This is a genomic window from Methylobacterium sp. 17Sr1-1, assembly GCF_003173775.1.
GTDB lineage: Bacteria > Pseudomonadota > Alphaproteobacteria > Rhizobiales > Beijerinckiaceae > Methylobacterium.
The window spans coordinates 2,649,949-2,672,713 of record NZ_CP029552.1 but is presented as its reverse complement, the minus strand read 5'-3'; the positions used below and the strand labels follow the sequence as shown (position 1 = coordinate 2,672,713).

Sequence of the window (22,765 nt, the reverse complement as noted above, 5' to 3'; positions counted from 1 at the left end):
GCGGCACCGGCCCACGGCCAAGGCGGCAGCGAGCAGGATCAAGGATTTAGGGAAGGATGCTGGGGCAGGCCTCTAGCACAGGGCAGGGCGGGCGTCACGGGTCCGACATCTTGGCCCGACGGACGGCTTCCGTCGCAACCCCGGCCTCCGCTATCACGACGCGATGTGGAGTCGCCGCGTCACCCCCCCAGGATCCTGCCGCCGCCGCGTCCCGCCTACGCGGCCGACATCCGCGCGGGCGATCCGGCCTCGCGCTCCTCGACAGCGCGATGCGGCACGACAGCCTCGGGCGCCACTCCTACCTCGCCGCCGACCCGTTCGGGTGTTTTCGGGTGCGCGGCGGCCGGGCCTTCTGGAACGGCGCACCGGTGCCGGGGGCGCCTCTCGCGGGCCTCAGGACGGTGCTCGCCCCCTGGCGCATCGCGCCGGATCCCGCCCTGCCGCCGTTCCAGGGCGGGGCGATCGGCTACGCGGCCTACGATCTCGGCGCCAGGCTGGAGCGGGTGGCGCCGCCCGCGCGCCGCGCCGGGCTGACCGACGATCTCGCCGTCGACCTCTACGCCACGGTCGTCGCCTTCGATCACCGGGCCGGCACCTGCCACCTGATCGCCACCGGCTTCCCCGAGACCGATCCGAGTGCCCGTGCGCGAAAGGCCGCATCCGACCTCGACGCGCTGGAGGCGGCGCTCGCCGGCCCCGAGCCGGCGCATGCCACCGCGCCGGTGCCGCCCCTCGCCTGGCGCTCGAACTTCACGGCGGACACCTACGCCCGGGCGGTCGAGCGGGTGCGGGACTACATCCGGGCCGGCGACATCTACCAGGCCAACATCGCCCAGCGCTTCGAGGCGGCGCTGCCGCCCGGCTTCGACGCCTTCGCGTTCTACCGCCGCCTGCGGGCCCTCAACCCCGCGCCCTTCGCGGCCTACCTGGAGTTCGACGGGCTGACCGTCGCCTCGTCCTCTCCCGAGCGCTTCCTGCGCCTCGACGGAAGACGGGTCGAGACACGGCCGATCAAGGGCACGGCGCCACGCTCGGCCGATCCGGCCGAGGACCGGGACCGGGCCGAGGCGCTCCTCGCCAGCGCCAAGGAGCGGGCCGAGAACGTGATGATCGTCGATCTCCTGCGCAACGACCTGTCGCGGATCTGCGCGCCCCGCAGCGTCGCGGTGCCGACGCTCTGCGGGCTCGAGACCTATGCGGGCGTCCATCACCTCGTCTCGGCGGTCACCGGCACGCTGCGGGAGGGGGCGGACGGGCTCGACCTGCTGGCGGCCACCTTCCCGGGCGGCTCGATCACCGGAGCGCCGAAGCTGCGCGCGATGGACATCATCACGGAGATCGAGGGCGATGCCCGCGAATTGTATTGCGGGGCGATCGGCTGGATCGGGTTCGACGGCAGCCTCGACACCAGCATCGCCATCCGCACGGTGCTGATGGACGACGACCGCGCCGTGCTCCAGGCCGGGGGCGGGGTGACGCTCCTGTCGGACCCGGAAGCCGAGTACCGCGAGACCCTGACGAAGGCCGAGCGGGTCTTCGCGGCCTTTGCGAGCGGGGAGGACGCATGATCCTCGTCATCGACAACTACGATTCCTTCGTCTTCAACGTGGTGCGCTACTTCGAGGAACTGGGCGCCGCGGTGCAGGTGGCGCGCAACGACGCCCTCGACGTGGCGGGCATCCGGACCTTGAGCCCGGACGCGGTGGTGATCTCGCCCGGGCCGTGCAGCCCGGCGGAGGCCGGGGTGTCGCTCCCCGCCATCCGCGCCTTGTCGGGCGAGGTGCCGCTCCTCGGGGTCTGTCTCGGCCACCAATGCATCGGGGCGGCCTTCGGCGGCCGGGTCGCGCGGGCCAGGCAGCCGCTCCACGGCCACGCGACGCCGATCCGCCATGACGGGCAGGGGGTGTTCCACGGCCTGCCGGCGCCGCTCACGGTCGGGCGCTACCACTCGCTGATCGTGGAACCGGCGCCCGGCATGGCGGAGCACCTGCGCGTCGATGCGGTCTCGCCCGAGGGCGAGGTGATGGCGCTCTCGCACCTCCGGCACCCGACCTGGGGCGTGCAGTTCCACCCGGAATCGGTGCTGACCGAGCACGGCCACGCCCTGTTCGGCAATTTCCTGGACCTCGCCCGGCGCTGGCACGACGCGGGAGGACGGCACCGTGCTGTGGCGTGACGGACGCGTGCAGGAGGGGACGACCGCGCCCTTCGACCTCGCCGACCGCGGCCTGCTCCTCGGCGACGGGGTGTTCGACACCGCCATGGCGCTCGGCGGCAGGGTGGTGGCGGAGGAGGCGCATCTGGCGCGGCTCGTCGCGGCCGCCGCGTCCCTCGGTTTCCGCTTCGACGCGGAGGAAGCCCGCACGGCGATGCGGGCGGTGGCGGCCGGCCATGCGCGGGCAGCGATCCGCACCACCGTGACCCGCGGGTCCGGGCCGCGGGGTCTGCGCCCACCGGCCGAGCCGCGTCCGGTCCTGTGGGCCGGCGCCGCGCCGTTGCGCTCAAGCACGGTCTTCGCCGAGCTCTCGCTCGGCTGGAGCGCGATCCGCCGCAACGAGACCTCGCCGACCGCGCGCCACAAGACGCTGGGCTACCTCGACGCAGTGCTGTCCGCCGAGGCGGCGGCGCGGGAGGGCTACGACGAGGCGCTCTTCCTCAACATGGCGGGGCGGGTCGCCTGCGCCGGGACCGGCACCCTGTTCGCGGTGTTCGGGACGTCGATCGTCACGCCCTCCCTGAGCGAGGGAGTGCTGGCCGGCATCGTGCGGGCGAGGCTGCTCGCCCTCGCTCCCGGGCTCGGCCTCGTCCCGAGCGAGCGCCCGCTCGCGCCGGAGGACCTGGCGGGGGCGGAAGCCGTGTTCGTCACCAATTCCCTGCGGCTCGTCGCGCCGGTGCGGCGGATCGCCGGGCGGGACTATGCCAGCGCCGGGCACCCGACGGTGCGGGCGGTTCGGGCGGCCCTGTCGGCGGAGATCGCGCAAGCCTGCGGGATGGCGCCGGAGGGGTGAGGCGGAGCGCACGCCGCTGAACCCTCCCCCGCAGAGGGGGGAGGGTCGGGGTCGGCGCTTCAGCCTTCCGCCGGCTTCGCCTCGGCCTTCGGGCCGCCCTTCGCCACGCCGACCAGGGCCGGGCGCAGGACGCGGTCGCCGATGACGTAGCCCGACTGCACCACCTGCACGACCGTGCCGGAGGTGACGTCGGGGTTGGGCACCTCGAACATCGCCTGGTGCAGGTTGGGGTCGAAGCGCTGACCCTGCGGATCGACCCGCTTCACGCCGTGGCGCTCCAGGGTCTTGAGCAGGTCGCGCTCGGTCAGCTCGATTCCGTCGACCAGGGCCTTGAGTGGGCCCTCGGCGGCGGCGCGGGCATCGGCCGGCACGCTCTCGAGGGCGCGGCGGACGTTGTCGGCAGCGTTGAGCATGTCGCGGGCGAAGTTCGTCACCGCGTAGGTGCGGGCATCCGTCACCTCGCGCTCGGTGCGCCGGCGCAGGTTCTCCATGTCGGCGAGCGTGCGCAGCAGCTTGTCCTTGAGGTCGAGCTTCTCGGCCTCGAGCGCGGCGAGCGCGTCGGCGTTCGGCGCGGCCTCCGGCGCGGAGGCGGGAGCGCCCTCAGCAGCCTCGGGCTCGTAAGCCCGCGCGGCGTTCTCCGTGTCGTTCGGCGTCATCGTCATTCCAAAAAGGGGTCCGGGAATGACCCCGATATCAGGTGGACGGCCGGCGAAATCAAGCTTCGCCGGCGGCCGGGGCCGCCTCGCCCGCCTCGTCCTTGAGGTTGTCCCGGCCCGCGCCGCGGCGGCTCCGCTCGCCCCGGGGCAGGTCGGCCTCGAACACCGCCATCACGGCCCGGCGGATCGTCGCCTGCCGGTCGGGCTGGGTCACCTTGGTGCCGGTGAGATCGGTGACGTAGAACACGTCGACCGCCCGCTCGCCGAAGGTCGCGACGTGGGCCGAGGTGATGTTGAGGTTGAGCCGGCCCAGCGCCGAGGTGAGATCGAAGAGCAGGCCCGGCCGGTCGAGGCCGGAGATCTCCAGAACCGTCTCGCGGGCCGAGAGCGCGTTGTCGATCGACAGGTCGGGGGCGACCTGGAAGGTGCGCGGCCGGTCCTTCGCCGGGTGCTTGTCGGCGACGAGGTCGGCGATGCGGATCTCGCCCTTCAGCGCCCGCTCGATCGCGGTGGCGATGCGCCCGGCCCGGCGCAGCTCGTCCTCGTCGCGCTCGAAGGCCCGCGACAGGGTGATGGTGTCGAGGACGAAGCCGTCGGCGGTGGTGAAGATCTGCGCGTCGACGATGTTGCCGCCCGACGCCGCGCAGGCGCCGGTGAGGATCGCCAGCAGGCGCGGATGATCCGGCGAGTAGACGCAGAGCTCGGTGACCCCGCGCGAGAGGTCGGTCTCGAAGGTGGTGGCGACGGTGTTGCCGGACTCGGTCGCCGCCCGGATGAAGCGGGCGTTCTTGAGCTGGCGCCCGGCATCGACCTTGAGCCAGTAATGCGGGTAGTGCCGGGCGGCGTAGGTGTCGAACTCCTCCGCGTTCCAGTCGGTCAGCTGCTCGCGCAGGCGCATCTGGATCAGCCGCACCCGGTCGGTGCGCGGGATCTCCGAGCGCCCGCCCGACAGCACCATCTCGGTCTCGTAGTAGAGCGTGCGCAGCAGCGTCGCCTTCCAGGCGGTCCAGGTGCCGGGGCCGACCGCCTTGATGTCGGCGATGGTCAGCACGAGAAGCAGCTTCAGCCGCTCCAGGCTCTGCACCACGCCCGCGAAGGTCTCGATCGTCTTCGGATCCGAGAGGTCGCGGCTCTGCGCCGTCATCGACATCAGGAGGTGGTGCTCGATGAGCCAGGCGACGGTGTTCGTCTCGGCGGCGTCCAACCCGAAGCGCGGCCCGAGCTTGCGCGCCACCGCCGCGCCGGCGATCGAGTGGTCGTCCTTCCGGCCCTTGGCGATGTCGTGCAGGAACATCGCCACGTAGAGGGCGCGGCGGTTCTGGATCGTGCCGACGATGCGGTGGGCGAGCGGATGCTCGTCCTCGAGTTCCCCGGCCTCGATCTTGCCGAGCACACCGAGGGAGCGGATCAGGTGCTCGTCCACCGTGAAGTGGTGGTACATGTTGAACTGCATCATCGCGACGATGCGGCCGAAATCCGGCACGAAGCGCCCGAGCACTCCGGTCTCGTTCATGTGCCGGAGCACCGTCTCGGGGGCGTTCTGCGAGGTCAGGAGCTCGACGAACAGGCGGTTGGCCTCCCGATCGACCCGCACCATCGGGCCGATCAGGGCGAGCGACCGCGTCGCGAGCCGGCTGGCATCGGGATGGATCGCGAGGTCGTGCCGGTCGGAGAGCCAGAACAGCCGGATCAGGTTGACCGGATCGCGCTCGAAGGCGGCGTCGTCGCGCACGTCGAGCCGGCCGGTATGGATGCGGAAATCGTCCGCCTCCAGGTCTGGCGCGTGAAAGTGCTGCTTGAAGCGGCGCAGCCAGCGGTCGAGCACCGGCGGGCGCTTGGCGTGGCGCGCCTCCATCTCGGCGCAGACGATGGCGGTGAGGTCCCCGACATCCTTGGCGATCAGGAAGTACGACTTCATGAACCGCTCGACCGCCGCCAGGCCGCCGCGCGCGCCGTAATCGAGCCGCTCGGCGATGCGCGGCTGGAGGCCGAAGGACAGCCGCTCCTCCGCCCGCCCGGTGACGAAGTGCATGTGGCAGCGCACCCGCCACAGGAACTCGTCGCAGCGCTGGAACAGCCGGAGCTCGTCGGGCGTGAACAGGCCGGCCTCGACCAGGTCCTCGGCCTCCTTCACCCGGAACGTGTACTTGGCGATCCAGAACAGGGTGTTGAGGTCGCGAAGCCCGCCCTTGCCGTCCTTGACGTTGGGCTCGACGAGGTAGCGCGAGGCGCCGCTCTTCTGCACCCGCGCGTCGCGCTCCTTGAGCTTCGCTTCGACGAACTCGGCCGCCGTGCCCTGCACCACCTCGCGGTCGAAGCGGGTCTCCAATTCGTCGAACAGGGCGCGGTCGCCGAACAGGAAGCGCGATTCGAGGAGGGCCGTGCGGATCGTCATGTCGCCGCGGCCCTCGCGCAGGCATTCCGCGACCGAGCGGGTGGCGTGGCCGACCTTCAGCTTGAGGTCCCACAGCACGTAGAGCATCGCCTCGACGACGCTCTCGCTCCAGGCCGTCTGCTTGTAGGGCAGGAGGAACAGGAGATCGATGTCGGAGCCCGGCGCCAGCAGGCCGCGGCCGTAGCCGCCGGTCGCCACCACGGCGATCTGCTCGGCCGCGGTCGGGTTGTCGGCCCGGTAGAGCCGCCTGACCACCGCGTCGTAGATCGCCCGGATCACCGCATCCATCTGGGCGCAGATCAGCCCGGCGCAGGCATGGCCGTCGCGCTCGGCGAGGAGCTGCCGCTCGGCCTTCGCGCGGCCCGCCTCGATGATGCGGCGCAGTTCAGGCACCAGCCGCTCGCGCAGGCGGGTCGGGTCGCTCAGGGACTGGTCGATGCCGGCGAGCAGGGCCTTGAGGGCGGCGTCGGTGTCGGACGGGTCGATGGCGGTGATGTCGGGCATGGCAGCCGGGCTTGTCAGGAGGAGAGCGCGGCCGGGTCCCGTCGCGTTCCCGCCTGTTTCGCATCACGGCCGACGGAAAGCCAACGCTTCCGCGCGTCATGCCGGTGCCAGCGGGCCGGGTCGTTCGATACAAAGGCTAATCCGCTTCATCGTCCGGATCGTTTGACACTCCGAACGGTGCGCTCTAGCTATGGCGACGGTCCGCCCGCATTCGAGAACAGCCCGCGGCCAGCCAGGGAGAGACGATGCGCATCCATCGCCGCGCGCTCATCGGCGCCGCCCTCGGGGCCGTCGGCCTCGCCGCCGCCGGCACGTCGGCCCTCGCGCAAGGTGCCAAGGAGCCCGCGAAGGAGGTGCGCCTCGACTGGGCGACCTACAACCCGGTCAGCCTCGTCCTGAAGGACAAGGGCCTGCTCGAGACGGCGCTGGCGCCCAAGGGGATCACGGTGCGCTGGGTCCAGTCGCTGGGCTCGAACAAGGCGCTCGAATTCCTCAATGCCGGCTCGATCGATCTCGGCTCGACCGCCGGCGCGGCGGCCCTGCTGGCGCGGATCAACGGCAACCCGATCAAGGCGGTCTACGCCTTCTCGCGGCCGGAATGGACCGCCCTCGTGACCCGGCCGAATACCGGCATCGCCGCGGTGAAGGACCTGAAGGGCCGCCGCGTCGCGGTCACCCGCGGCACCGACCCGCACATCTTCCTGATCCGCGCGTTGCGCGGTGCCGGCCTGACCGAGCGCGACGTGAAGCTGGTGCTGCTCCAGCACCCGGACGGGCGCACCGCCCTCGACCGCGGCGACGTCGATGCCTGGGCCGGCCTCGACCCGATCATGGCGGCGGCCGAGATCGAGAACGGCGACGTGCTGTTTCACCGCGACGCCGCCGCCAATACCTGGGGCGTGCTCAATGTCCGCGAGGATTTCGCCAAGCAGAACCCGGACCTGACCCGCACGGTGCTGGCGGCCTACGAGGAGGCGCGCAAGCTCGCGCTGTCAGATCCCCAGGAGCTGAAGCGGATCCTGGTGGCGGCGACCAAGCTGCCCGAGCCGGTGGTGGCGCGCCAGCTCGAACGCACCGACCTGTCGCAGCCGGTGATCGGCAAGCTTCAGGCCGAGACGATCCTGGATGCCGGGACCGCGCTCCTCGATGCCGGGGTGATTCCGGCCGGGACCGATGTCGGCGCCGCGGTCGAGGCCCTGATCGACCCGCGCTTCGGGCCGGCGGCGCCGTGAGGCCGGCGGAGGCGGATCCGCTTCCCCTCGCGATCGCGACCGATCCCCGGTCCAGGACGGCGTCGCTGCGCCTGCCCGGCGGGCGGGCCCTCGTCGGCCTCGTCCTGCCGCTCGCGCTCGCCCTCGCCTGGGAGGCCGCCGTCAGGGCGGGGCTGGCCCAGGGCCGGCTGGTGCCGCCGCCGAGCCGGGTGCTGGCCACCCTGTGGGGCCTCGCGGCGAGCGGCGAGCTCTGGACCCACGTGCTCGCCAGCCTGACCCGGGTCGCGGCCGGGTTCGGCTTCGGGGCGCTCGCCGGGATCCTGGTCGGGGCGCTCACCGGCACCCTGCCGCTCGTCCGGCGCCTCGTCGATCCGAGCCTCCAGGCCCTGCGGGCGATTCCCTCGATCGCCTGGGTGCCCCTGTTCATCCTGTGGTTCGGCATCTTCGAGGCCTCGAAGATCACCCTGATCGCGGTCGGGGTGTTCTTCCCGGTCTATCTCGGGGTGGCGGGCGCCATCGCGGGCGTCGACCGCAAGCTGGTCGAGGTCGGCCGGGTTTTTCGGCTGTCGCGCCTGGATCTCGCCCGCCGGATCCTGCTGCCGGCAGTGCTGCCCGCGACCCTGGTGGCCCTGCGCACGGGGCTGGGCCTCGGCTTCATGTTCGTGGCGGCGGCCGAATTGCTCGGCGCCTCGGAGGGCCTCGGCTACCTCCTCCTCGACGGCCAGCAGCTCGGCAAGCCGGACCAGATCGTCGCGGCGATCCTGGCCTTCGCCGGCCTGGGCAAGCTCTGCGACGCGGTGCTGGTGGGGCTGACCCAGCCGCTCGCCCGCTGGCAGGACACCGCGCGGGACACCCTCTGAGATGCGGGCGCCACCATGCTGATCCTCGACCGGCTGTCGAAGACCTATGCCGACGGCACGCGGGCGCTCGCCGACATCTCGCTCGACCTGCGGCCCGGTGAGATCGTGGCGCTGATCGGCGGCTCGGGCTGCGGCAAGACCACCCTGCTGCGCCTCGTCGCCGGGCTCGACCGGGCGAGCGCCGGAACCGTCAGCCTCGACGGCGAGAGGATCACGGCGCCGCATCCGGGCGTCGGCATCGTGTTCCAGGAGCCGCGGCTGCTGCCCTGGCTCAGCGTCGCCGGCAACGTCGCCTTCGGCCTCGCCGATCTGCCCAAATCCGAACGCCGGGCCCGGGTGGCGCACGCGCTCGAGCGCGTCGGCCTCGCCGAGCAGGGCGGGCGCTGGCCCCGCGACCTGTCGGGCGGCCAGCAGCAACGGGTGGCGATCGCCCGCGCCTTCGTCGCCGCGCCGAAGGTGCTGCTCCTCGACGAGCCGTTCTCGGCCCTCGACGCCCTGACCCGGGCCGGGCTGCACCGCCATCTCCTCTCCCTGTGGGAGGAGAGCCGGCCGACCGTGCTCCTCGTCACCCACGACGTCGCCGAGGCGGTGGCCCTCGCCGACCGCGCCGTGGTTCTGCGCCCGAAGCCCGGCCGGATCGACGACACGATCCCGCTCCCCTTGAGCCGCCCGCGACAGGCCTCGGCCCCCGGCAGCGAGGCCGCCGCCCGCACCATCCTGGCGAGCCTCGACCGCTCGCTGCGCCCGGAGGGCGAGACGGACCGCGCCAAGCCCGACGCCTCCGCCCTGTGGTGGTGAGCCCCTGGCGAGGGGCGGCTGCCGGATGCTAAGCCGTTCGCCCATAAACAGGGAGGACACACGATGGACGCCACCGAACTGCGCTCGCTCCAGGCCCCGATCAAGGACCGCTACCGCGGCGATCCGGAGGCGGCGGTCGTGACCCTGAAAGCGCAGGGCTCGCTCGACGACGGCGGCATCGCCTGCAAGGTCGAGACCGGCCGGGCACTGGCGGTCGCAGGCCTCCACCCGGCGAGCGGCGGATCGGGCGCCGAGCTCTGCTCCGGCGACATGCTGCTCGAGGCGCTCGTGGCCTGCGCCGGCGTGACCCTGAAGGCGGTGGCGACTGCGCTTGAAATTCCTTTGCGCAAGGGCGTGGTCAAGGCCGAGGGCGACCTCGATTTCCGCGGCACGCTCGGCGTCGACAAGGGCGCGCCGGTGGGCTTCCGGTCGATCCGGCTCAGCTTCGAGGTCGACACGGACGCGCCGCAGGAGAAGCTGGATCAGCTCCTGAAGCTGACCGAGCGCTACTGCGTGGTGTTCCAGACCATCAACCAGAAGCCGCAGCTGGACGTGGTGATGACGCGGGGGTGAGGCAGCATAACCCTTCGCTCGACACCGGTATGACGAGCGTCCGGACGGGCATCCATGGCGGATGACCGTCCATTGAACAAGTCTTCTTCCTTGACGGTTGCTTCCTACCCGTGAAATCTGACGCTGCGTTCGAGCGCGGACAGAGCGGACGATGGTAGACAGCGGGAGAGGTATGCAGTGGATCAGGATCGCAAGAAACTGGTCTCCAACGAGCAGGCCAAGCTGACGGCCACCTACGTCAATGGCATCGCCATCGCGACCTTTGCCGTCGGCTGCCTTGCTCCGTTGATCGCTGCGGGCGGCACCATCCACGACTTCGATCCTGGATTGGCGACCGGGGTCATGCACTTCCGGATCAACGCCTCCGGCGCCTCGCTCGTGATCTCTGTCGTTTGCTTCTTCACCAGCGGGTTCCTACATTGGGTAGCCAGACGCATGCTCCGGAGCCTCCAATGACGAGCTATCTGCCCTTGCTCGCGCTTCTCGTGGTTCCCATCGGCGCTCTGACCCTCGCCGGCTGGGCGGTCTGGCTCACGAAACGCACTCACTGAGTTTCCTCACCCTCACTCCCCCCGCGCCAGGAACTGCCGGAATCGTTCCGACCGCGGCGCGGAAAACACCTGTTCCGACGGCCCGTCCTCCAGGATCCGCCCCTCGTGCAGGAAGACCACCCGGTGGGCGACGTCGCGGGCGAAGGCCATCTCGTGGGTGACGACCAGCATGGTGCGGCCCTCCTCGGCCAGCGCCCGCATCACCCTTAAGACCTCGGCGACGCGCTCGGGGTCGAGGGCGGAGGTCGGCTCGTCGAAGAGCAGCACACGCGGATGCATGGCCAGCGCCCGGGCGATGGCGGCGCGCTGTTGCTGGCCGCCGGAGAGGTGGGCCGGGTAGTGGTCGCGCTTGTCGGCGATGCCGACCTTGGCGAGCAGCCCCTCGGCCTCGGCGACGCATTCGGGCTTCTTGCGCCCCAGCACGTGGACCGGCGCCTCGATCACGTTCTCCAGCACCGTGCGGTGGGACCAGAGGTTGAAGCTCTGGAACACCATGCCCACGCGAGCGCGGATGCGGTCGACTTGGGCCCGGTCGGCCGGCACCCGGCCGCCGCGGCGCTCGCGCCAGGCCACCGCCTCGTCGCCGACCACCACCTCGCCCGCCTCCGGCACCTCCAGGAGGTTGATGCAGCGCAGAAGCGTCGACTTGCCGGAGCCGGATGAGCCGAGGATCGCCACCACCTCGCCCTCGCGGGCCGAGAGCGAGACGCCGCGCAGCACCTCGTTGCGGCCGAAATGCTTGTGCAGGTCGCGGACCGCGACGGCCTCGGGGCGGGTGGGCGAGGGGGCCAGCATGGCGGGTTCCGGGGTCAGGCGGGGTGGGCCACCGGGCGCGGGCGCAGGTCCGGCGACAGCCGGGCCTCGGCGAGCCGCAGGATCCCGATGATCACGAAGGTGAGGGCGAGGTAGAACGCGCCGGCGCAGACGAAGACCTCCAGCGCCCGGAAGCTCTGGGCGATCAGCTTCTGGGCGATGCCGGTGATCTCCATCAGCGTGATGGTGGAGGCGAGCGAGGTCGCCTTGACCACCGAGATCACCTCGTTGCCGTAGGCCGGCAGGGCCTGGCGGGTGGCGAGCGGCAGGGTGATGCGGCGAAACAGCAGGAGCCGCGGCATGCCGCAGGCCCGCCCCGCCACCAGCGCCCCGTGCGGCACCGAGAGGACCGCACCCCGGAAGATCTCCGCCGTGTAGGCGCCGGTGTTGAGGGCGAGCGCCAGCAGCGCGCACCAGTACGGCTCGCGGAAGACAGTCCACAGGCCCCAGGCCTGCAGGGTCGGCCGGAACTGGCCGAGGCCGTAATAGATCAGGAAGATCTGCACCAGGAGCGGCGTGCCGCGGAAGACGAAGATGTAGAGGCGGGCGAGCCAGTCGGCCGGCGCGACGCCGGAGAGCCGGCCCCAGGCCGCGAGCGCCGCCAGCACGCCGCCCAGCGCCACCGAGCCGGCGGTGAGGCTCAAGGTCAGGGGCAGGCCGCCGAGCAGCGCCCGCACGGTGGCGCCGAGGAAGTCGAAATCGATCATCGTGCGCCCCGGCGGGCACGGGCCTCGGCCCTGGAAAAGCCCCAGGTCGAGAGCGACGTGATGGCGAGGTAGAGGGCGGCCGCCGCGAGGTAGAAGGTGAAGGGCTGGCGGGTCGAGCCGGCACCGACCTGGGCCTGGCGCAGGAGTTCGATGAGGCCCGTCACCGAGACCAGGGCCGAGTCCTTGAGCAGGATCTGCCAGACATTGCCGAGGCCCGGCAGGGCGTCGCGGGCGACGAGGGGCGCCACGACCCGGCGCAGGATCAGCCCGCGATGCATGCCGACGGCGCGGGCCGCCTCGATCTGCCCGCGGTCGAGGGCGAGGTAGGCGCCGCGAAACACCTCGGCCTGGTAGGCGCCCGAGATGATCCCGAGCGCCGCGACGCCGACCCCGAAGGCCGGCACGCCGACGAAGCCGGTGACGCCGAACAGGCCCGCGATGCTGCCGAGCGCCGCGCTGCCGCCGAAATACAGGAGGTAGATCACGAGCAGGTCGGGCACGCCGCGCAGGAGCGTGGTGTAGCCGTCGGCCAGCACCCGCAAGGGGAGGAGGCCGGAGAGCTTGGCGCCCGCCGCCAGCCCGCCGAGCAAGGCCCCGAGGAGGAAACCGCACAGGGCCAGCGCGAGGGTAGTGCCGGCGGCGAGGAGCAGCGCGCCGCCCCAGCCGCCGGGGCCGAAGCCGAGAAGGGTGAAGGCGCTCACGCGGCTCCCTTTGTCTGGTCTCTGCCAGTGTCCGTCAGCCCTGCGGGGTCAGGTCGGCCTTGAACCACTTGAGCGAGAGCTTCTTCAGGGTGCCGTCGGCGACCACCGCGTCGATGCCCTCGTCGAGCCGTGCCTTCAGCTTGGCCTCGCCCTTGCGCAGGCCCATCGCCACGCCGCGGCCGAGGACGCCGCCGCGGAAGCGGGGGCCCGCCAGCATCACGGTGTCGGCGAATTCCGGCTTCTCGGCGGTCGCCCGCAGGGGGGCGTCGTTGGCGAAGATCGCGTCGATGCGGCCGGCGGCGAGGTCGAGGTCGTGCTGCTCGGTGGTCTTGTACTCGCGCACCTCGATCGTGCCCTTGAGGTACTTGTCCATGAAGGCGGCGTGGATGGTCGAGACCTGGACGCCGACGGTCTTGCCCTTGAGGAGCGGCTTGATCGTGTCGAGCGCCTTCTGCGCCTCGGCCTCGTCCGCCAGGCTGAACTTCTGGCCGCCGAGCGGGAGCTTCGCCAGCGGCCCGTTGCGGTCGACCGCAAAGCCCGAAGAATCGCCGCTATAAGGCTTGGTGAAGTCCACCACCTTCAAGCGGGCGTCGGTGATGGTCATGCCGGACATGATCGCGTCGAATTTCTTGGCGTTGAGGCCCGGCACGACGCCGTCCCAGTCCTGGGCCACGAACTCGCATTTCAGCTTGGCGCGGGCGCAGATCTCGCGGCCGAGCTCGATCTCGTAGCCGTCGAGGGTGCCGTCGGGCTTGGTGAAGTTGTAGGGCGCATAGGCGCCCTCGGTGGCGATCCGCACCGTTGCCGGCACCGTGTCCTCGGCCCGGGCCGTCCCGGCGGAGCCGAGCGCGAGGGACAGGACGAGGGCGAGAGCAGACCTGATTCTCATTGTGGCGTCGTTCCCGGACCTTTGAGGCGTTCCACGCTCAGCTAACCCGCAAGGCGTGCCTCAACGCAAGCGCTTGCACGTCAGGATGATGCGAGCGGCATGCCACCGGCGGTTTGCACTCACAGGCAAGCGCTGCTATGGCGCCCCCGCGGGCGATGGTGCCGGGCAGCGGGCGAGGTGTCCGCAGGGATGGGCGAGGCGCCCGCAGGGATGGGCAAGATGCCCGCCGGGAGACGAGCGATGGCCCCGAGGGCAGAGGCGCGACGACGGATCGGCTGACCGATCCGCCCATCCTGTGACGCCTGCCTCTGAGAGTGTGCCCGTGACCACGCTTCCCCTTGTCATCCGGCCCGAGACCCCGCGCGACAACGACGCCATCGAGCGCCTGCACGAGCGGGCCTTCGGCCCCGGCCGTTATGCCCGTACCGCCTTCCGGCTGCGCGAGGGCGTGCCGCACCTCTCCGATCTCTCGTTCACGGCGCTGGTCGGCACGCTGCTCGTCGGCTCGGTGCGGGTCTCGCCGGCCCGGGCCGGCGGCGCGAGCCCGCTCCTGGTGCTCGGGCCGCTGACCGTCGATCCGGCCTTCGGCAGCCGCGGCATCGGGGGAGCGCTGATGCGCGCCTCCCTCGACGCCGCGAGGAGCGGCGGCCACGGCCTCGTCATCCTGGTCGGCGACGCGCCGTACTACGCCCGTTTCGGCTTCCGGGTGCTGCCGGCGCGCAAGCTCACCCTGCCGGGCCCGGTCGATCCGGGCCGGTTCCTCGCGCTGGAGCTGCGCGAGGGAGCCCTGGCGGAGGCCGGGGGGAGCGTCGTCGGGGGCGTCTGAGCGCCTGTTCGATTTGCCCGGACTGCAATGCGGGGCACATTTCTGTCCCTTCCAGAACCTCATCCTGAGGTGCCGGACGATCGCAGATCGCGCGGCCTCGAAGGAGGCCTCCAGCACTCTCCGCGAGATCTGGAGCCCTCCTTCGAGGTCAGTCGATTTCCAATCGACTGACACCTCAGGATGAGGTCGCGAATGGGACGAAATTTACCGAACATTCGAAGTGGAGCTGAGCCGACCGCGAAGATCCTCGTCGCAGCGATGAGAAGAATCGCCACGAAATCCCCTCTCCATCTGAGAGAGGGGAAATGCTCGCTTCCTTAGGTCATTAGTCCTTCATGATCTGGCCGTCCGGACCGACCTTCACTTCCTTCTCGTTGTCGGCAAGCGCCACCTTGATCTCGTAGGCGACGGCCGAGCCCTCGCGCTCGACCTCGGCCTCGTAGGCCTTGCCGCCGCCGGCCTGCTTCTCGGCGATCGCCAGAGCATCCTTCAGCGAGACCTTGGCGTTGTTGAAATCGGCGACCTTGAGGCGGGTGAAGTAGCGCTCGATCGGCTGGTTCTCGCTCTTGTAGAGCTCGCCGGTATCGGCGTTGATGCCGTGCTCGACCAGCTTGCCGTCCGGGTAGACGACCTTGATCGACCAGTGGGTCGGGTTCTTGCTGTCGGCCTTCTCGAAATCGGCGTCGATGGCGCGGCCGTTGCCGTCCTTCTTCTCGGCCGTGGCGATGGCATCGGCCAGGCTGACCTTCGCCAGCTTGGCGGCCTGCCACTCCTTCATGTCCTTCGCGTCGGCTGTCGCGGCAGGAGCCGTGGTCGCCGGGGCCGTGGTCGCCGGGGCGGTGCCGGGAGCGGTCGGCGCCGTCGGCGCGGTGGTCTGGGCGAGAGCGAGGCCGGTGGTGAGGGCGAGGGCGCCGGCGGTGGCGAGGAAGCGCGTCAGCATCACAGTCTCCGAGGAGGGTGCGTCGAGGACACCGGAAACGCCGCGGGGCCGACTTGGTTGCCCGCTGGGCATCCTGCTTTGCCGGAAGGCAGACCGCCCGATCCGGAACAGGGATACTCCCCGCCAGTTGGTTCGGCATCGCGGCCCGCCCGCCGTGGTGGTCCTTCGCCTCACCGGAGCTCGTCCGTGCTGCCTCTCCGCGCCCTGCTGGTGCTCGCTCCCCTGGTCGTCGCTGCTCCCGCGCTCGCGCAGGGAACGCCCTTCCCCGGCGGGCCCTTCCTCGATCCCGACGCGACCGGCTCGCTGCGCGGCGGACGCGCGGGCGACGACCGCCCGCCGCGCACCGGCCCGCAGGCCTGCCAGCGCTGGTGCGAGACCGATTACGTCCCCTGCGACCCGCCGAACTTCAAGATCGCCGACGGCCGCTGCCGGCCCTTCGGCGGCGGCCGCTTCTGACCGCCCGCCCCTCGATCCGGAGACCGACCCGCATGACCGACTTCCCGAAGCCGCCCTTCGACCGCCAGAAGCTCATCCCGATGCCCGGGCGCGACGCCGAGATGGATCCCCGGCCCGATTACGGCGAGACCCGCTACAAGGGCTCCGGGCGGCTCGCCGACCGCAAGGCGATCATCACCGGCGGCGACAGCGGCATCGGAAGGGCGGTGGCGCTCGCTTTCGCCCGCGAGGGCGCCGACGTGCTGATTTCCTACTACGACGAGCACGACGACGCCCGCGAGACCGCCAGGCTGGTCGAATCCGCCGGCCGCCGGGCGGTGCTGGTGCCGGGCGACATCAAGGATCCGGCCCATTGCCGCGCCATCGTCGAGAAGGCGGTGGCGGCGTTCGGGCGGGTCGACGTGCTCGTCAACAACGCCGCCCACCAGGCCACCGTGTCGTCGATCGAGGAGATGAGCGACGAGGAGTGGGACGTCACCTTCCGCACCAACATCCACGCGATGTTCTACCTGACCAAGGCGGCGGTGCCGCACATGCGGCCGGGCTCGGCGATCATCAACACCACCTCGATCAACGCCGACACGCCGAGCCCGCAGCTGCTGGCCTACGCCACCACCAAGGGGGCGATCCAGAACTTCACCGGCGGCCTGGCGCAGCTGCTCGCCGAGAAGGAGATCCGGGTGAACTGCGTCGCTCCCGGCCCGGTCTGGACCCCGCTCATCCCCTCGACCATGCCCGAGGAGAAGGTGCGCCAGTTCGGATCCCAGGTGCCGATGAAGCGCCCCGGCCAGCCGGTCGAGCTCAGCCCCGTCTACGTGATGCTGGCGAGCGAGGAGGCGAGCTACGTCTCGGGCGCCACCGTGGCGGTGACCGGCGGCAAACCGATGATCTGATGGTGGGACGGGCCGCGCTCTGATAGATTCGCGCGGGCTTCGGCCCGGAGCCTGCGCGATCTCCAAGGATGCTGCGATGAACCGCGGCGAAGCGCTCGCCCATCTGAGAGCGATCGAGCCGGACCTGCGGGCGCTCGGCGTCGGCGGCCTCTCCCTCTACGGCTCCGTCGCCCGCGACGAGGCGCGGCCGGATTCGGATCTCGACGTCCTGGTCGAGCCCGGCAGCGACGACTTCCACGACCTGCGCAACTACATGGGCGCCTATGAGCGGCTGGCAGCGGCCGTCCCGGGTCTGGCGATCGGCTATTCCACGCGCGCCGGACTCTCGGCGCATATTCGCACGCAGGTGGAGCGCGAAGCGGTTCGGGTGTTTTGATACAAGTCTCGGCTAGTCTGTCTTTCTAAAAATAGAGCGCGGGATCCCCTCTCCCGTGTGGGAGAGGGGTAGGGGTGAGGGTGCTACGGTTCCACAGAAATCTCGGACCGTTCCGCTGCCAGCACCACGCTCAGCGATCCACACTGAAGCGCGCCACCCTCACCCCCGGCCCCTCTCCCACTCGGGAGAGGGGAAATGCGCCCTACATTTACTCGACAAAGCCAAGCATAGATCGCGCAATCCATTCACAAATGCATAAATTCTTCGGAGATGCACGAACCATGCAATCTCAGCGCTTGCCCACAGGGGAATGACGGCCCCGCCGCCATCCCGTCACTGCGCCGCCAGCGACACCCGGAACACCGTCCGCCCGGTCTCGTCGCGCACGTTCATGGCGAGGATCGCGCCGGCGCTCCGGGCCGGGTCGAGGGCGCAGGAGCGCAGGGCCTGGACCGCCTCGGCATGGGCGGCGCCGGCATCCATGAGCACCACCCCGATCGTGTCGCGGGCATCCCAGGTTCCGGCATCGAGGTCGAAGAAGTAGCGGTGCACGGCGTGTCCTCCCTGCTCGCCCCGGTCTTGCCGGGCCCAACGACAAGCAGCCTTAACGCAGGCTAAGACTCGTGACGCAAAGTCCGGGCCGCTCCGACGCGGACCGCGAGGGCGATCCGGCGCGGCTCTTGCGTCACCCTACCTCGGCAGTGGGAAGGGGCTCAAGCCGTGCGCTACACTTTAGGTTGCCGTCTCGCCTACGATATCGTGACCGAGACGGTGTTCATCTTCAACCTCGAGGTCGCCCGGCTGAGCCGGCACCACGACCTGCGGGAGACGCTCCGCCTCGATCCCGACCTGCCGGTACGCCGGCACGAGGCGCCGGAGACCGGCAACCGCTACGTGGCGGTCACGGTGCCGCCCGGGCGGTTCAGCCTCGATTACGAGGCGGAGGTGACCCTCGATCCGCACCGGGCCGATCCCGCCGGCATCCGGGAGACGCCGGTGAAGGACCTGCCCCTCGACATCCTGCCCTACCTGCTGCCGAGCCGCTTCGTCTCCTCCGACCGGCTCACGCCGTTCGCCGAGGCCGAGTTCGGCGACGCCCCGCGAGGGTTCGAGCGGGTGGCCCGGATCTGCAACTGGATCCACGACCACATCGCCTATGTCCGCGGCGCCAGCGACGAGGAGACCACCGCCGACGAGACGCTGCTCAAGCGGGCAGGGGTGTGCCGCGATTTCGCGCATCTCGGCGCCGCCTTCTGCCGGGCGCTCGGCATCCCGGCCCGCTTCGTCAGCTGCTACGCCTACGGCCTGGTGCCGTGCGACTTCCACGCCGTGTTCGAGGCCTATCTCGACGGCCGCTGGTTGCTGTTCGACGCGACGCGCCAGGCCAACCTCGACGGGCTGGTGCGGATCGGCGTCGGGCGCGACGCGGCCGAGATCGCCTTCTCGACCCCGTTCGGCGAGATGAAGCCGACGGCCATGGAGATCCGCATCGACCGGGCCGACGGCGCGCCGGAGCAGGGCGAGCGCACGGTCGCGGCGATCGCGACGGCGGAGGGGTCCTGACGCCGGGGGGCACCTGCCTTAGGTTTTCCCCAGGAGGCGCCGCATGAGCTACCGTCACGTCGTCGGATCCCGGACCTTCGTCTTTTCCGACCTCGCCGAGCTGATGGCGAAGGCGAGCCCGCCCCGCTCCGGCGACCGGCTCGCCGGCCTGGCGGCGGGCAGCGCCGAGGAAGGCGTGGCGGCGCGCTGGTGCCTCGCCGAGGTGCCGCTCAGCCAGATCCTGGCCCGGCCGCTGATCCCGTACGAATCCGACGACGTCACCCGGCTGATCCTCGACACCCACGACGCGGCGGCCTTCGCGCGCATTGCTCATCTGACCGTCGGCGACTTCCGCGAGTTCCTGCTCACCGCCTCGCCTGAGACCCTGGCGGCGATCGCACCCGGCGTGACGCCGGAGATCGCCGCCGCGGTGTCGAAGATCATGCGCAACCAGGACCTGATCGTGGTCGCCCGCAAGGCGCGGGTGGTCACGCGTCTGCGCAACACGATCGGGCTGCCCGGCACCCTGGCGGTGCGGCTCCAGCCCAACCATCCGAGCGACGACCCCGCCGGCATCACCGCCTCGATTCTCGATGGGCTCGCTTACGGCTGCGGCGATGCCTGCATCGGCATCAACCCGGTCTCGGATTCGGTGCAGGGGCTGACCGGCCTGCTGCATCTCCTCGCCGAGATGATCGACCGCTTCGCGATTCCGACGCAAGCCTGCGTGCTCACCCACGTCACCACGACGATCGAGGCGATGAACCGCGGCGTGCCGGTCGATCTCGTGTTCCAGTCGATCGCCGGCACGCAAGGAGCCAACGCCTCGTTCGGCGTCACCCTGCCGATCCTGAAGGAGGCGCACGAGGCGGCCCTGGCACAGAAGCGGGGCAGCGTGGGCGACAACGTGATGTATTTCGAGACCGGCCAGGGCTCGGCCCTCTCGGCGAACGCTCATCACGGCATCGACCAGCAGACCCTGGAGGCGCGGGCCTACGCGGTGGCGCGGGCCTTCCGGCCGCTCCTCGTCAACACGGTGGTGGGCTTCATCGGCCCGGAATACCTCTACGACGGCAAGGAGATCATCCGGGCAGGACTGGAGGACCATTTCTGCGGCAAGCTGATGGGCGTGCCGCTCGGGGTCGACGTCTGCTACACCAACCACGCCGAGGCCGACCAGGACGACATGGACACGCTACTGACGCTCTTGGGCGCGGCCGGCGTGACCTACATCATGGGCGTCCCGGGGGCCGACGACGTGATGCTGAACTACCAGTCGACCTCGTTCCACGACCAGCTCTACTTGCGCGAGGTGATGGGATTGAAGCGCGCGCCCGAATTTTCGGAATGGCTCTCCCGGATGGGGCTGACCGACGAAGCGGGCACGCTGCTGCCGGGCGGGGCGGCACCGCTCCTGACGGGGCTCGCCGCGTGAGCCGCGCCGACGATCTTGCCGCGGCTTGGCAGCGCCTCGCCGCCCTGACCCCGGCCCGCATCGCGCTCGGCCGCGCCGGGGCCGGCCTGCCGACCCGCGAGGTTCTGCGCTTCGGCCTCGCCCATGCCCAGGCCCGCGACGCGGTCCACACCCCCCTCGACGCCGACGCCATGCGGGCCGGCATCGCGGCGCTCGGCTTCGAGACCCTGTCGGCCGCCTCCGCCGCCCCGGACCGGGCGACCTACCTGCGCCGGCCCGATCTCGGCCGCCGGCTCGACGAGGCCTCGGAAGGCGCGCTCGCGGCCGCCGCCGGCGAGCCGGTCGACCTCGCCCTGGTGGTGGCCGACGGCCTCTCGGCCCGCGCCGTCCACGAGGGCGCGGTGCCGCTCCTCGCCGCACTCAGGCCGGCGCTGACCGGCTCCGGCTGGCGCCTGGCGCCGGTGGTGGTGGCGACGCAAGCGCGGGTGGCGCTCGGCGACGCGGTCGGGGCCCTGCTCAAGGCCCGCGCCGTCGCGGTGCTGATCGGCGAGCGGCCCGGCCTGTCCTCGCCCGACAGCCTCGGCATCTACCTCACCTTCGATCCGCGCCCCGGCCGGACCGACGCCGAGCGCAACTGCCTGTCGAACGTGCGGGCGGCGGGGCTGAAGCCGGATCTCGCGGCGTTCAAGCTGCACTGGCTGATCGCCCAGGCGCTGAGCCGGCGGCTCACCGGCGTGGCGCTGAAGGACGAGAGCGACCGGGTGCTGGCGGGGCCGGAGAGGCAGGGGACGCTGGAGGGCTAAGCAGATTTCGCAAAAGTGGTTGCCGGTCTTGCGACGAAAATCTGCGAAAAAACAAAAACCTAAGCGGACGAAGCGTTGGCCTCGCCAACGCTTCGTCCGCTTAGGGCGCGAGGCGTCTTTGCGCGCATTCGTGCCCGGACGATGAGCCGTCTGTGCGTCCAATTCGCCAAGGCCTTGCGGAAATGAGCGGAAACCCGCCAGAAGTGGCGATTGGCCGGGCGCCCGCCCGCGACGAGTGGAGAGCAGAGCATGAAGCGCGCGTCCCTGGCGGTGGTTCTCGGTGCCGCGACCGCCCTGGCGGCAAGCCTGCCGGCCGGCGCCAAGACGCTGGTCTACTGCTCCGAGGGCAGCCCGGAGAATTTCTATCCGGCCGTGAACACCACCGGCACCTCGTTCGATGCCGGGTCCCAGATCTACTCGAACATCGTCAATTTCGAGCGCGGCACCACCAACGTGGTGCCCGACCTCGCCGAGAAGTGGGACATCTCCGAGGATGGCAAGACCTATACCTTCCACTTGCGCAAAGGCGTGAAGTGGCATTCCAACAAGACCTTCAAGCCGACGCGCGACTTCAACGCCGATGACGTGATCTTCTCGTTCGAGCGGCAGTGGAAGGAGAACCACCCGTTCTTCCGGGTGACCAGCGCCAACCACACCTACTTCAACGACATGGGGCTGCCGAAGCTGCTCACGTCGATCGACAAGGTGGACGACCACACGATCCGCTTCACCCTGACCGGACCGGAGGCGCCGTTCCTCGCCGATCTGGCGATGCCCTTCGCGGCGATCCAGTCGAAGGAATACGCCGACGCGATGATGAAGGCCGGCACGCCGGACAAGCTCGACCAGGAGCCGATCGGCACCGGACCGTTCTACCTGCTGCAATACCAGAAGGACGCGATCGTCCGCTATCGCGCCTTCCCGCAATACTACGCCGGCAAGGCCGCCCTCGACGACCTCGTCTTCGCCATCACGCCGGATGCCTCGGTGCGCTGGGCCAAGCTCCAGAAGGGCGAGTGCCACGTCATGCCGTATCCGAACCCGGCCGACGTCGACGCGATGCGCAAGGACCCGAACGTCCAGGTGCTGGAGCAGCCCGGCCTCAACATCGGGTATCTCGCCTACAACACCCAGAAGAAGCCGTTCGACGACGTGCGCGTGCGCAAGGCGTTGAACAGTGCGATCAACAAGAAGGCGATCATCGACGCGGTCTACCTCTCGACCGGCGTCGCAGCGAAGAACCCGATCCCGCCGACGCTGTGGTCCTACAACGACGCGATCAAGGACGACCCCTACGATCCGGAAGCCGCCAAGACGCTGCTCGCCGATGCGGGCCTCGGCAACGGCCTCACGATGGACCTGTGGGCGATGCCGGTGCAGCGGCCCTACAACCCCAACGCCCGGCGCATCGCCGAGCTGATGCAGGCCGATCTCGCCAAGGTCGGGGTGAAGGCCGAGATCAAGTCCTACGAGTGGGGCGAGTACCGCAAGCGCGTCCAGGAGGGCGAGCACCAGACCGCGATGTTCGGCTGGACCGGCGACAACGGCGATCCCGACAACTTCCTGCACACCCTGCTCGGCTGCGCCGCGGCCCAGAAGGGCGGCGGCAACGCCGCCAAGTGGTGCGACAAGACCTACGACGACCTCGTCACCAAGGCCAAGACCATCACCGACAAGGCCGAGCGCACCAAGCTCTACGAGCAGGCGCAGGTGGTGTTCAAGGAGCAGGCGCCCTGGTTCACCATCGCCCACGCGGTGCAGCTGAAGCCGGTGCGCAAGGAGGTGGTGGACTTCAAGCTGTCGCCGTTCGGCCGCCACACCTTCTACGGCGTGAGCCTGAAGTAAAGGC

The 22,765-nt window shown here is 70.6% G+C and carries 24 protein-coding genes; 16 read left to right on the top strand and 8 right to left on the bottom strand.

Going from position 1 to position 22,765, the window contains the following annotated elements:
* Nucleotides 1–269: 269 nt before the first annotated feature.
* From pabB to DK412_RS12085, 3 genes are read left to right on the top strand one after another with little or no spacing between them, the layout of a single operon-like run.
* Nucleotides 270–1,568 carry an aminodeoxychorismate synthase component I gene (pabB, locus tag DK412_RS12095; protein WP_348629387.1) on the top strand — a complete coding sequence of 433 codons (1,299 nt, stop codon included), beginning with the start codon at nt 270–272 and terminating at the stop codon, nt 1,566–1,568.
* Nucleotides 1,565–2,176: an aminodeoxychorismate/anthranilate synthase component II gene (locus DK412_RS12090; protein WP_109972145.1), complete on the top strand. Its 612-nt coding sequence runs from the start codon at nt 1,565–1,567 to the stop codon at nt 2,174–2,176. The genes pabB and DK412_RS12090 overlap by 4 nt, the downstream gene beginning before the upstream one ends.
* Nucleotides 2,163–3,008 (top strand): aminotransferase class IV, encoded by an 846-nt coding sequence (locus DK412_RS12085; protein WP_109972144.1) that lies wholly within the window; start codon nt 2,163–2,165, stop codon nt 3,006–3,008. The genes DK412_RS12090 and DK412_RS12085 overlap by 14 nt, the downstream gene beginning before the upstream one ends.
* 59 nt (nt 3,009–3,067) lie before the next feature.
* On the opposite strand, the gene grpE is transcribed toward DK412_RS12085, so the two are convergent.
* Entirely contained in the window at nt 3,068–3,664 is a 597-nt protein-coding gene (gene grpE / locus DK412_RS12080) for a nucleotide exchange factor GrpE (protein ID WP_109975221.1), read from the bottom strand.
* Nucleotides 3,665–3,722: 58 nt separating this feature from the next.
* On the bottom strand, nt 3,723–6,563 hold the full coding sequence (locus tag DK412_RS12075) for a [protein-PII] uridylyltransferase (protein WP_109972143.1): 2,841 nt from the start codon (nt 6,561–6,563) through the stop codon (nt 3,723–3,725).
* 245 nt (nt 6,564–6,808) lie between these two features.
* Here DK412_RS12075 and DK412_RS12070 point away from each other — a divergent pair, with 245 nt between their 5' ends.
* The 5 genes from DK412_RS12070 to DK412_RS12050 all read left to right on the top strand — a co-directional run bounded on the left by DK412_RS12070 (nt 6,809) and on the right by DK412_RS12050 (nt 10,461).
* Nucleotides 6,809–7,795: an aliphatic sulfonate ABC transporter substrate-binding protein gene (locus DK412_RS12070; protein ID WP_109972142.1), complete on the top strand. Its 987-nt coding sequence runs from the start codon at nt 6,809–6,811 to the stop codon at nt 7,793–7,795.
* A 32-nt stretch (nt 7,796–7,827) separates the two neighbouring features.
* Nucleotides 7,828–8,634: an ABC transporter permease gene (locus DK412_RS12065; RefSeq protein ID WP_109975220.1), complete on the top strand. Its 807-nt coding sequence runs from the start codon at nt 7,828–7,830 to the stop codon at nt 8,632–8,634.
* A gap of 15 nt (nt 8,635–8,649) precedes the next feature.
* The gene (locus tag DK412_RS12060) at nt 8,650–9,432 is read left to right on the top strand and encodes an ABC transporter ATP-binding protein (protein ID WP_109972141.1); all 783 of its coding nucleotides are present in this window, start codon (nt 8,650–8,652) and stop codon (nt 9,430–9,432) included.
* Nucleotides 9,433–9,495: 63 nt separating this feature from the next.
* Nucleotides 9,496–10,005 (top strand): OsmC family protein, encoded by a 510-nt coding sequence (locus DK412_RS12055; RefSeq protein ID WP_109972140.1) that lies wholly within the window; start codon nt 9,496–9,498, stop codon nt 10,003–10,005.
* A gap of 177 nt (nt 10,006–10,182) precedes the next feature.
* Entirely contained in the window at nt 10,183–10,461 is a 279-nt protein-coding gene (locus DK412_RS12050; RefSeq protein ID WP_109972139.1) for an amino acid transporter protein, read from the top strand.
* A gap of 107 nt (nt 10,462–10,568) precedes the next feature.
* Here the strand turns inward: DK412_RS12050 and DK412_RS12045 are convergent, their stop codons facing one another.
* Genes DK412_RS12045 through DK412_RS12030 form a run of 4 tightly spaced genes read right to left on the bottom strand, consistent with a single transcriptional unit; the run spans nt 10,569 to nt 13,666 of the window.
* Nucleotides 10,569–11,351 (bottom strand): ATP-binding cassette domain-containing protein, encoded by a 783-nt coding sequence (locus DK412_RS12045; RefSeq protein WP_109972138.1) that lies wholly within the window; start codon nt 11,349–11,351, stop codon nt 10,569–10,571.
* 14 nt (nt 11,352–11,365) lie between these two features.
* Entirely contained in the window at nt 11,366–12,076 is a 711-nt protein-coding gene (locus DK412_RS12040; RefSeq protein WP_109972137.1) for an ABC transporter permease, read from the bottom strand.
* On the bottom strand, nt 12,073–12,777 hold the full coding sequence (locus DK412_RS12035) for an ABC transporter permease subunit (RefSeq protein WP_109972136.1): 705 nt from the start codon (nt 12,775–12,777) through the stop codon (nt 12,073–12,075). Before DK412_RS12035 ends, DK412_RS12040 begins: the two co-directional genes overlap by 4 nt.
* Before the next feature lie 34 nt (nt 12,778–12,811).
* Nucleotides 12,812–13,666, bottom strand: coding sequence for a transporter substrate-binding domain-containing protein (locus DK412_RS12030; RefSeq protein ID WP_109972135.1), 855 nt, complete (start codon nt 13,664–13,666; stop codon nt 12,812–12,814).
* 322 nt (nt 13,667–13,988) lie between these two features.
* Here DK412_RS12030 and DK412_RS12025 point away from each other — a divergent pair, with 322 nt between their 5' ends.
* Complete coding sequence (locus tag DK412_RS12025; RefSeq protein WP_109972134.1) at nt 13,989–14,492, top strand: N-acetyltransferase; 504 nt, start codon at nt 13,989–13,991, stop codon at nt 14,490–14,492.
* 325 nt (nt 14,493–14,817) lie between these two features.
* Here the strand turns inward: DK412_RS12025 and DK412_RS12020 are convergent, their stop codons facing one another.
* Nucleotides 14,818–15,432, bottom strand: a complete 615-nt coding sequence (locus tag DK412_RS12020; RefSeq protein ID WP_109972133.1) for a PepSY domain-containing protein — start codon at nt 15,430–15,432, stop codon at nt 14,818–14,820.
* Between the two features lie 186 nt (nt 15,433–15,618).
* On the opposite strand from DK412_RS12020, the gene DK412_RS12015 reads away from it, so the two are divergent.
* The 3 genes from DK412_RS12015 to DK412_RS12005 all read left to right on the top strand — a co-directional run bounded on the left by DK412_RS12015 (nt 15,619) and on the right by DK412_RS12005 (nt 17,157).
* Entirely contained in the window at nt 15,619–15,888 is a 270-nt protein-coding gene (locus DK412_RS12015; protein WP_245447608.1) for a hypothetical protein, read from the top strand.
* A gap of 32 nt (nt 15,889–15,920) precedes the next feature.
* Entirely contained in the window at nt 15,921–16,781 is an 861-nt protein-coding gene (locus DK412_RS12010; protein WP_109972132.1) for an SDR family oxidoreductase, read from the top strand.
* Between the two features lie 76 nt (nt 16,782–16,857).
* Nucleotides 16,858–17,157, top strand: a complete 300-nt coding sequence (locus DK412_RS12005) for a nucleotidyltransferase domain-containing protein (RefSeq protein WP_109972131.1) — start codon at nt 16,858–16,860, stop codon at nt 17,155–17,157.
* 333 nt (nt 17,158–17,490) lie between these two features.
* Here the strand turns inward: DK412_RS12005 and DK412_RS12000 are convergent, their stop codons facing one another.
* The gene (locus DK412_RS12000) at nt 17,491–17,709 is read right to left on the bottom strand and encodes a hypothetical protein (protein ID WP_099955069.1); all 219 of its coding nucleotides are present in this window, start codon (nt 17,707–17,709) and stop codon (nt 17,491–17,493) included.
* Between the two features lie 168 nt (nt 17,710–17,877).
* Between DK412_RS12000 and DK412_RS11995 the strand changes: the two genes are divergently transcribed.
* The 4 genes from DK412_RS11995 to DK412_RS11980 all read left to right on the top strand — a co-directional run bounded on the left by DK412_RS11995 (nt 17,878) and on the right by DK412_RS11980 (nt 22,761).
* Nucleotides 17,878–18,720: a transglutaminase family protein gene (locus DK412_RS11995; RefSeq protein ID WP_109972130.1), complete on the top strand. Its 843-nt coding sequence runs from the start codon at nt 17,878–17,880 to the stop codon at nt 18,718–18,720.
* 43 nt (nt 18,721–18,763) lie between these two features.
* Complete coding sequence (locus tag DK412_RS11990; protein ID WP_109972129.1) at nt 18,764–20,134, top strand: ethanolamine ammonia-lyase subunit EutB; 1,371 nt, start codon at nt 18,764–18,766, stop codon at nt 20,132–20,134.
* Nucleotides 20,131–20,916 carry an ethanolamine ammonia-lyase subunit EutC gene (gene eutC / locus DK412_RS11985; protein WP_245447606.1) on the top strand — a complete coding sequence of 262 codons (786 nt, stop codon included), beginning with the start codon at nt 20,131–20,133 and terminating at the stop codon, nt 20,914–20,916. The genes DK412_RS11990 and eutC overlap by 4 nt, the downstream gene beginning before the upstream one ends.
* Nucleotides 20,917–21,165: 249 nt before the next feature.
* On the top strand, nt 21,166–22,761 hold the full coding sequence (locus tag DK412_RS11980; RefSeq protein ID WP_109972127.1) for an ABC transporter substrate-binding protein: 1,596 nt from the start codon (nt 21,166–21,168) through the stop codon (nt 22,759–22,761).
* The last annotated feature ends 4 nt before the right edge of the window (nt 22,762–22,765 follow it).

What these genes read in the sequence shown, in the direction of transcription:
- DK412_RS12060 (WP_109972141.1), top strand. Translation starts at nt 8,650, where the DNA reads ATGCTGATCCTCGACCGGCTGTCGAAGACCTATGCCGACGGCACGCGG.
- DK412_RS12090 (WP_109972145.1), top strand. Translation starts at nt 1,565, where the DNA reads ATGATCCTCGTCATCGACAACTACGATTCCTTCGTCTTCAACGTGGTG.
- DK412_RS11990 (WP_109972129.1), top strand. Translation starts at nt 18,764, where the DNA reads ATGAGCTACCGTCACGTCGTCGGATCCCGGACCTTCGTCTTTTCCGAC.
- DK412_RS12010 (WP_109972132.1), top strand. Translation starts at nt 15,921, where the DNA reads ATGACCGACTTCCCGAAGCCGCCCTTCGACCGCCAGAAGCTCATCCCG.
- DK412_RS12005 (WP_109972131.1), top strand. Translation starts at nt 16,858, where the DNA reads ATGAACCGCGGCGAAGCGCTCGCCCATCTGAGAGCGATCGAGCCGGAC.
- DK412_RS12075 (WP_109972143.1), bottom strand. Translation starts at nt 6,563, where the DNA reads ATGCCCGACATCACCGCCATCGACCCGTCCGACACCGACGCCGCCCTC.
- DK412_RS12045 (WP_109972138.1), bottom strand. Translation starts at nt 11,351, where the DNA reads ATGCTGGCCCCCTCGCCCACCCGCCCCGAGGCCGTCGCGGTCCGCGAC.
- grpE (WP_109975221.1), bottom strand. Translation starts at nt 3,664, where the DNA reads ATGACGCCGAACGACACGGAGAACGCCGCGCGGGCTTACGAGCCCGAG.
- DK412_RS12040 (WP_109972137.1), bottom strand. Translation starts at nt 12,076, where the DNA reads ATGATCGATTTCGACTTCCTCGGCGCCACCGTGCGGGCGCTGCTCGGC.
- DK412_RS12020 (WP_109972133.1), bottom strand. Translation starts at nt 15,432, where the DNA reads ATGCTGACGCGCTTCCTCGCCACCGCCGGCGCCCTCGCCCTCACCACC.
- DK412_RS12070 (WP_109972142.1), top strand. Translation starts at nt 6,809, where the DNA reads ATGCGCATCCATCGCCGCGCGCTCATCGGCGCCGCCCTCGGGGCCGTC.
- DK412_RS11980 (WP_109972127.1), top strand. Translation starts at nt 21,166, where the DNA reads ATGAAGCGCGCGTCCCTGGCGGTGGTTCTCGGTGCCGCGACCGCCCTG.
- DK412_RS12030 (WP_109972135.1), bottom strand. Translation starts at nt 13,666, where the DNA reads ATGAGAATCAGGTCTGCTCTCGCCCTCGTCCTGTCCCTCGCGCTCGGC.
- DK412_RS12055 (WP_109972140.1), top strand. Translation starts at nt 9,496, where the DNA reads ATGGACGCCACCGAACTGCGCTCGCTCCAGGCCCCGATCAAGGACCGC.
- pabB (WP_348629387.1), top strand. Translation starts at nt 270, where the DNA reads ATGCGGCACGACAGCCTCGGGCGCCACTCCTACCTCGCCGCCGACCCG.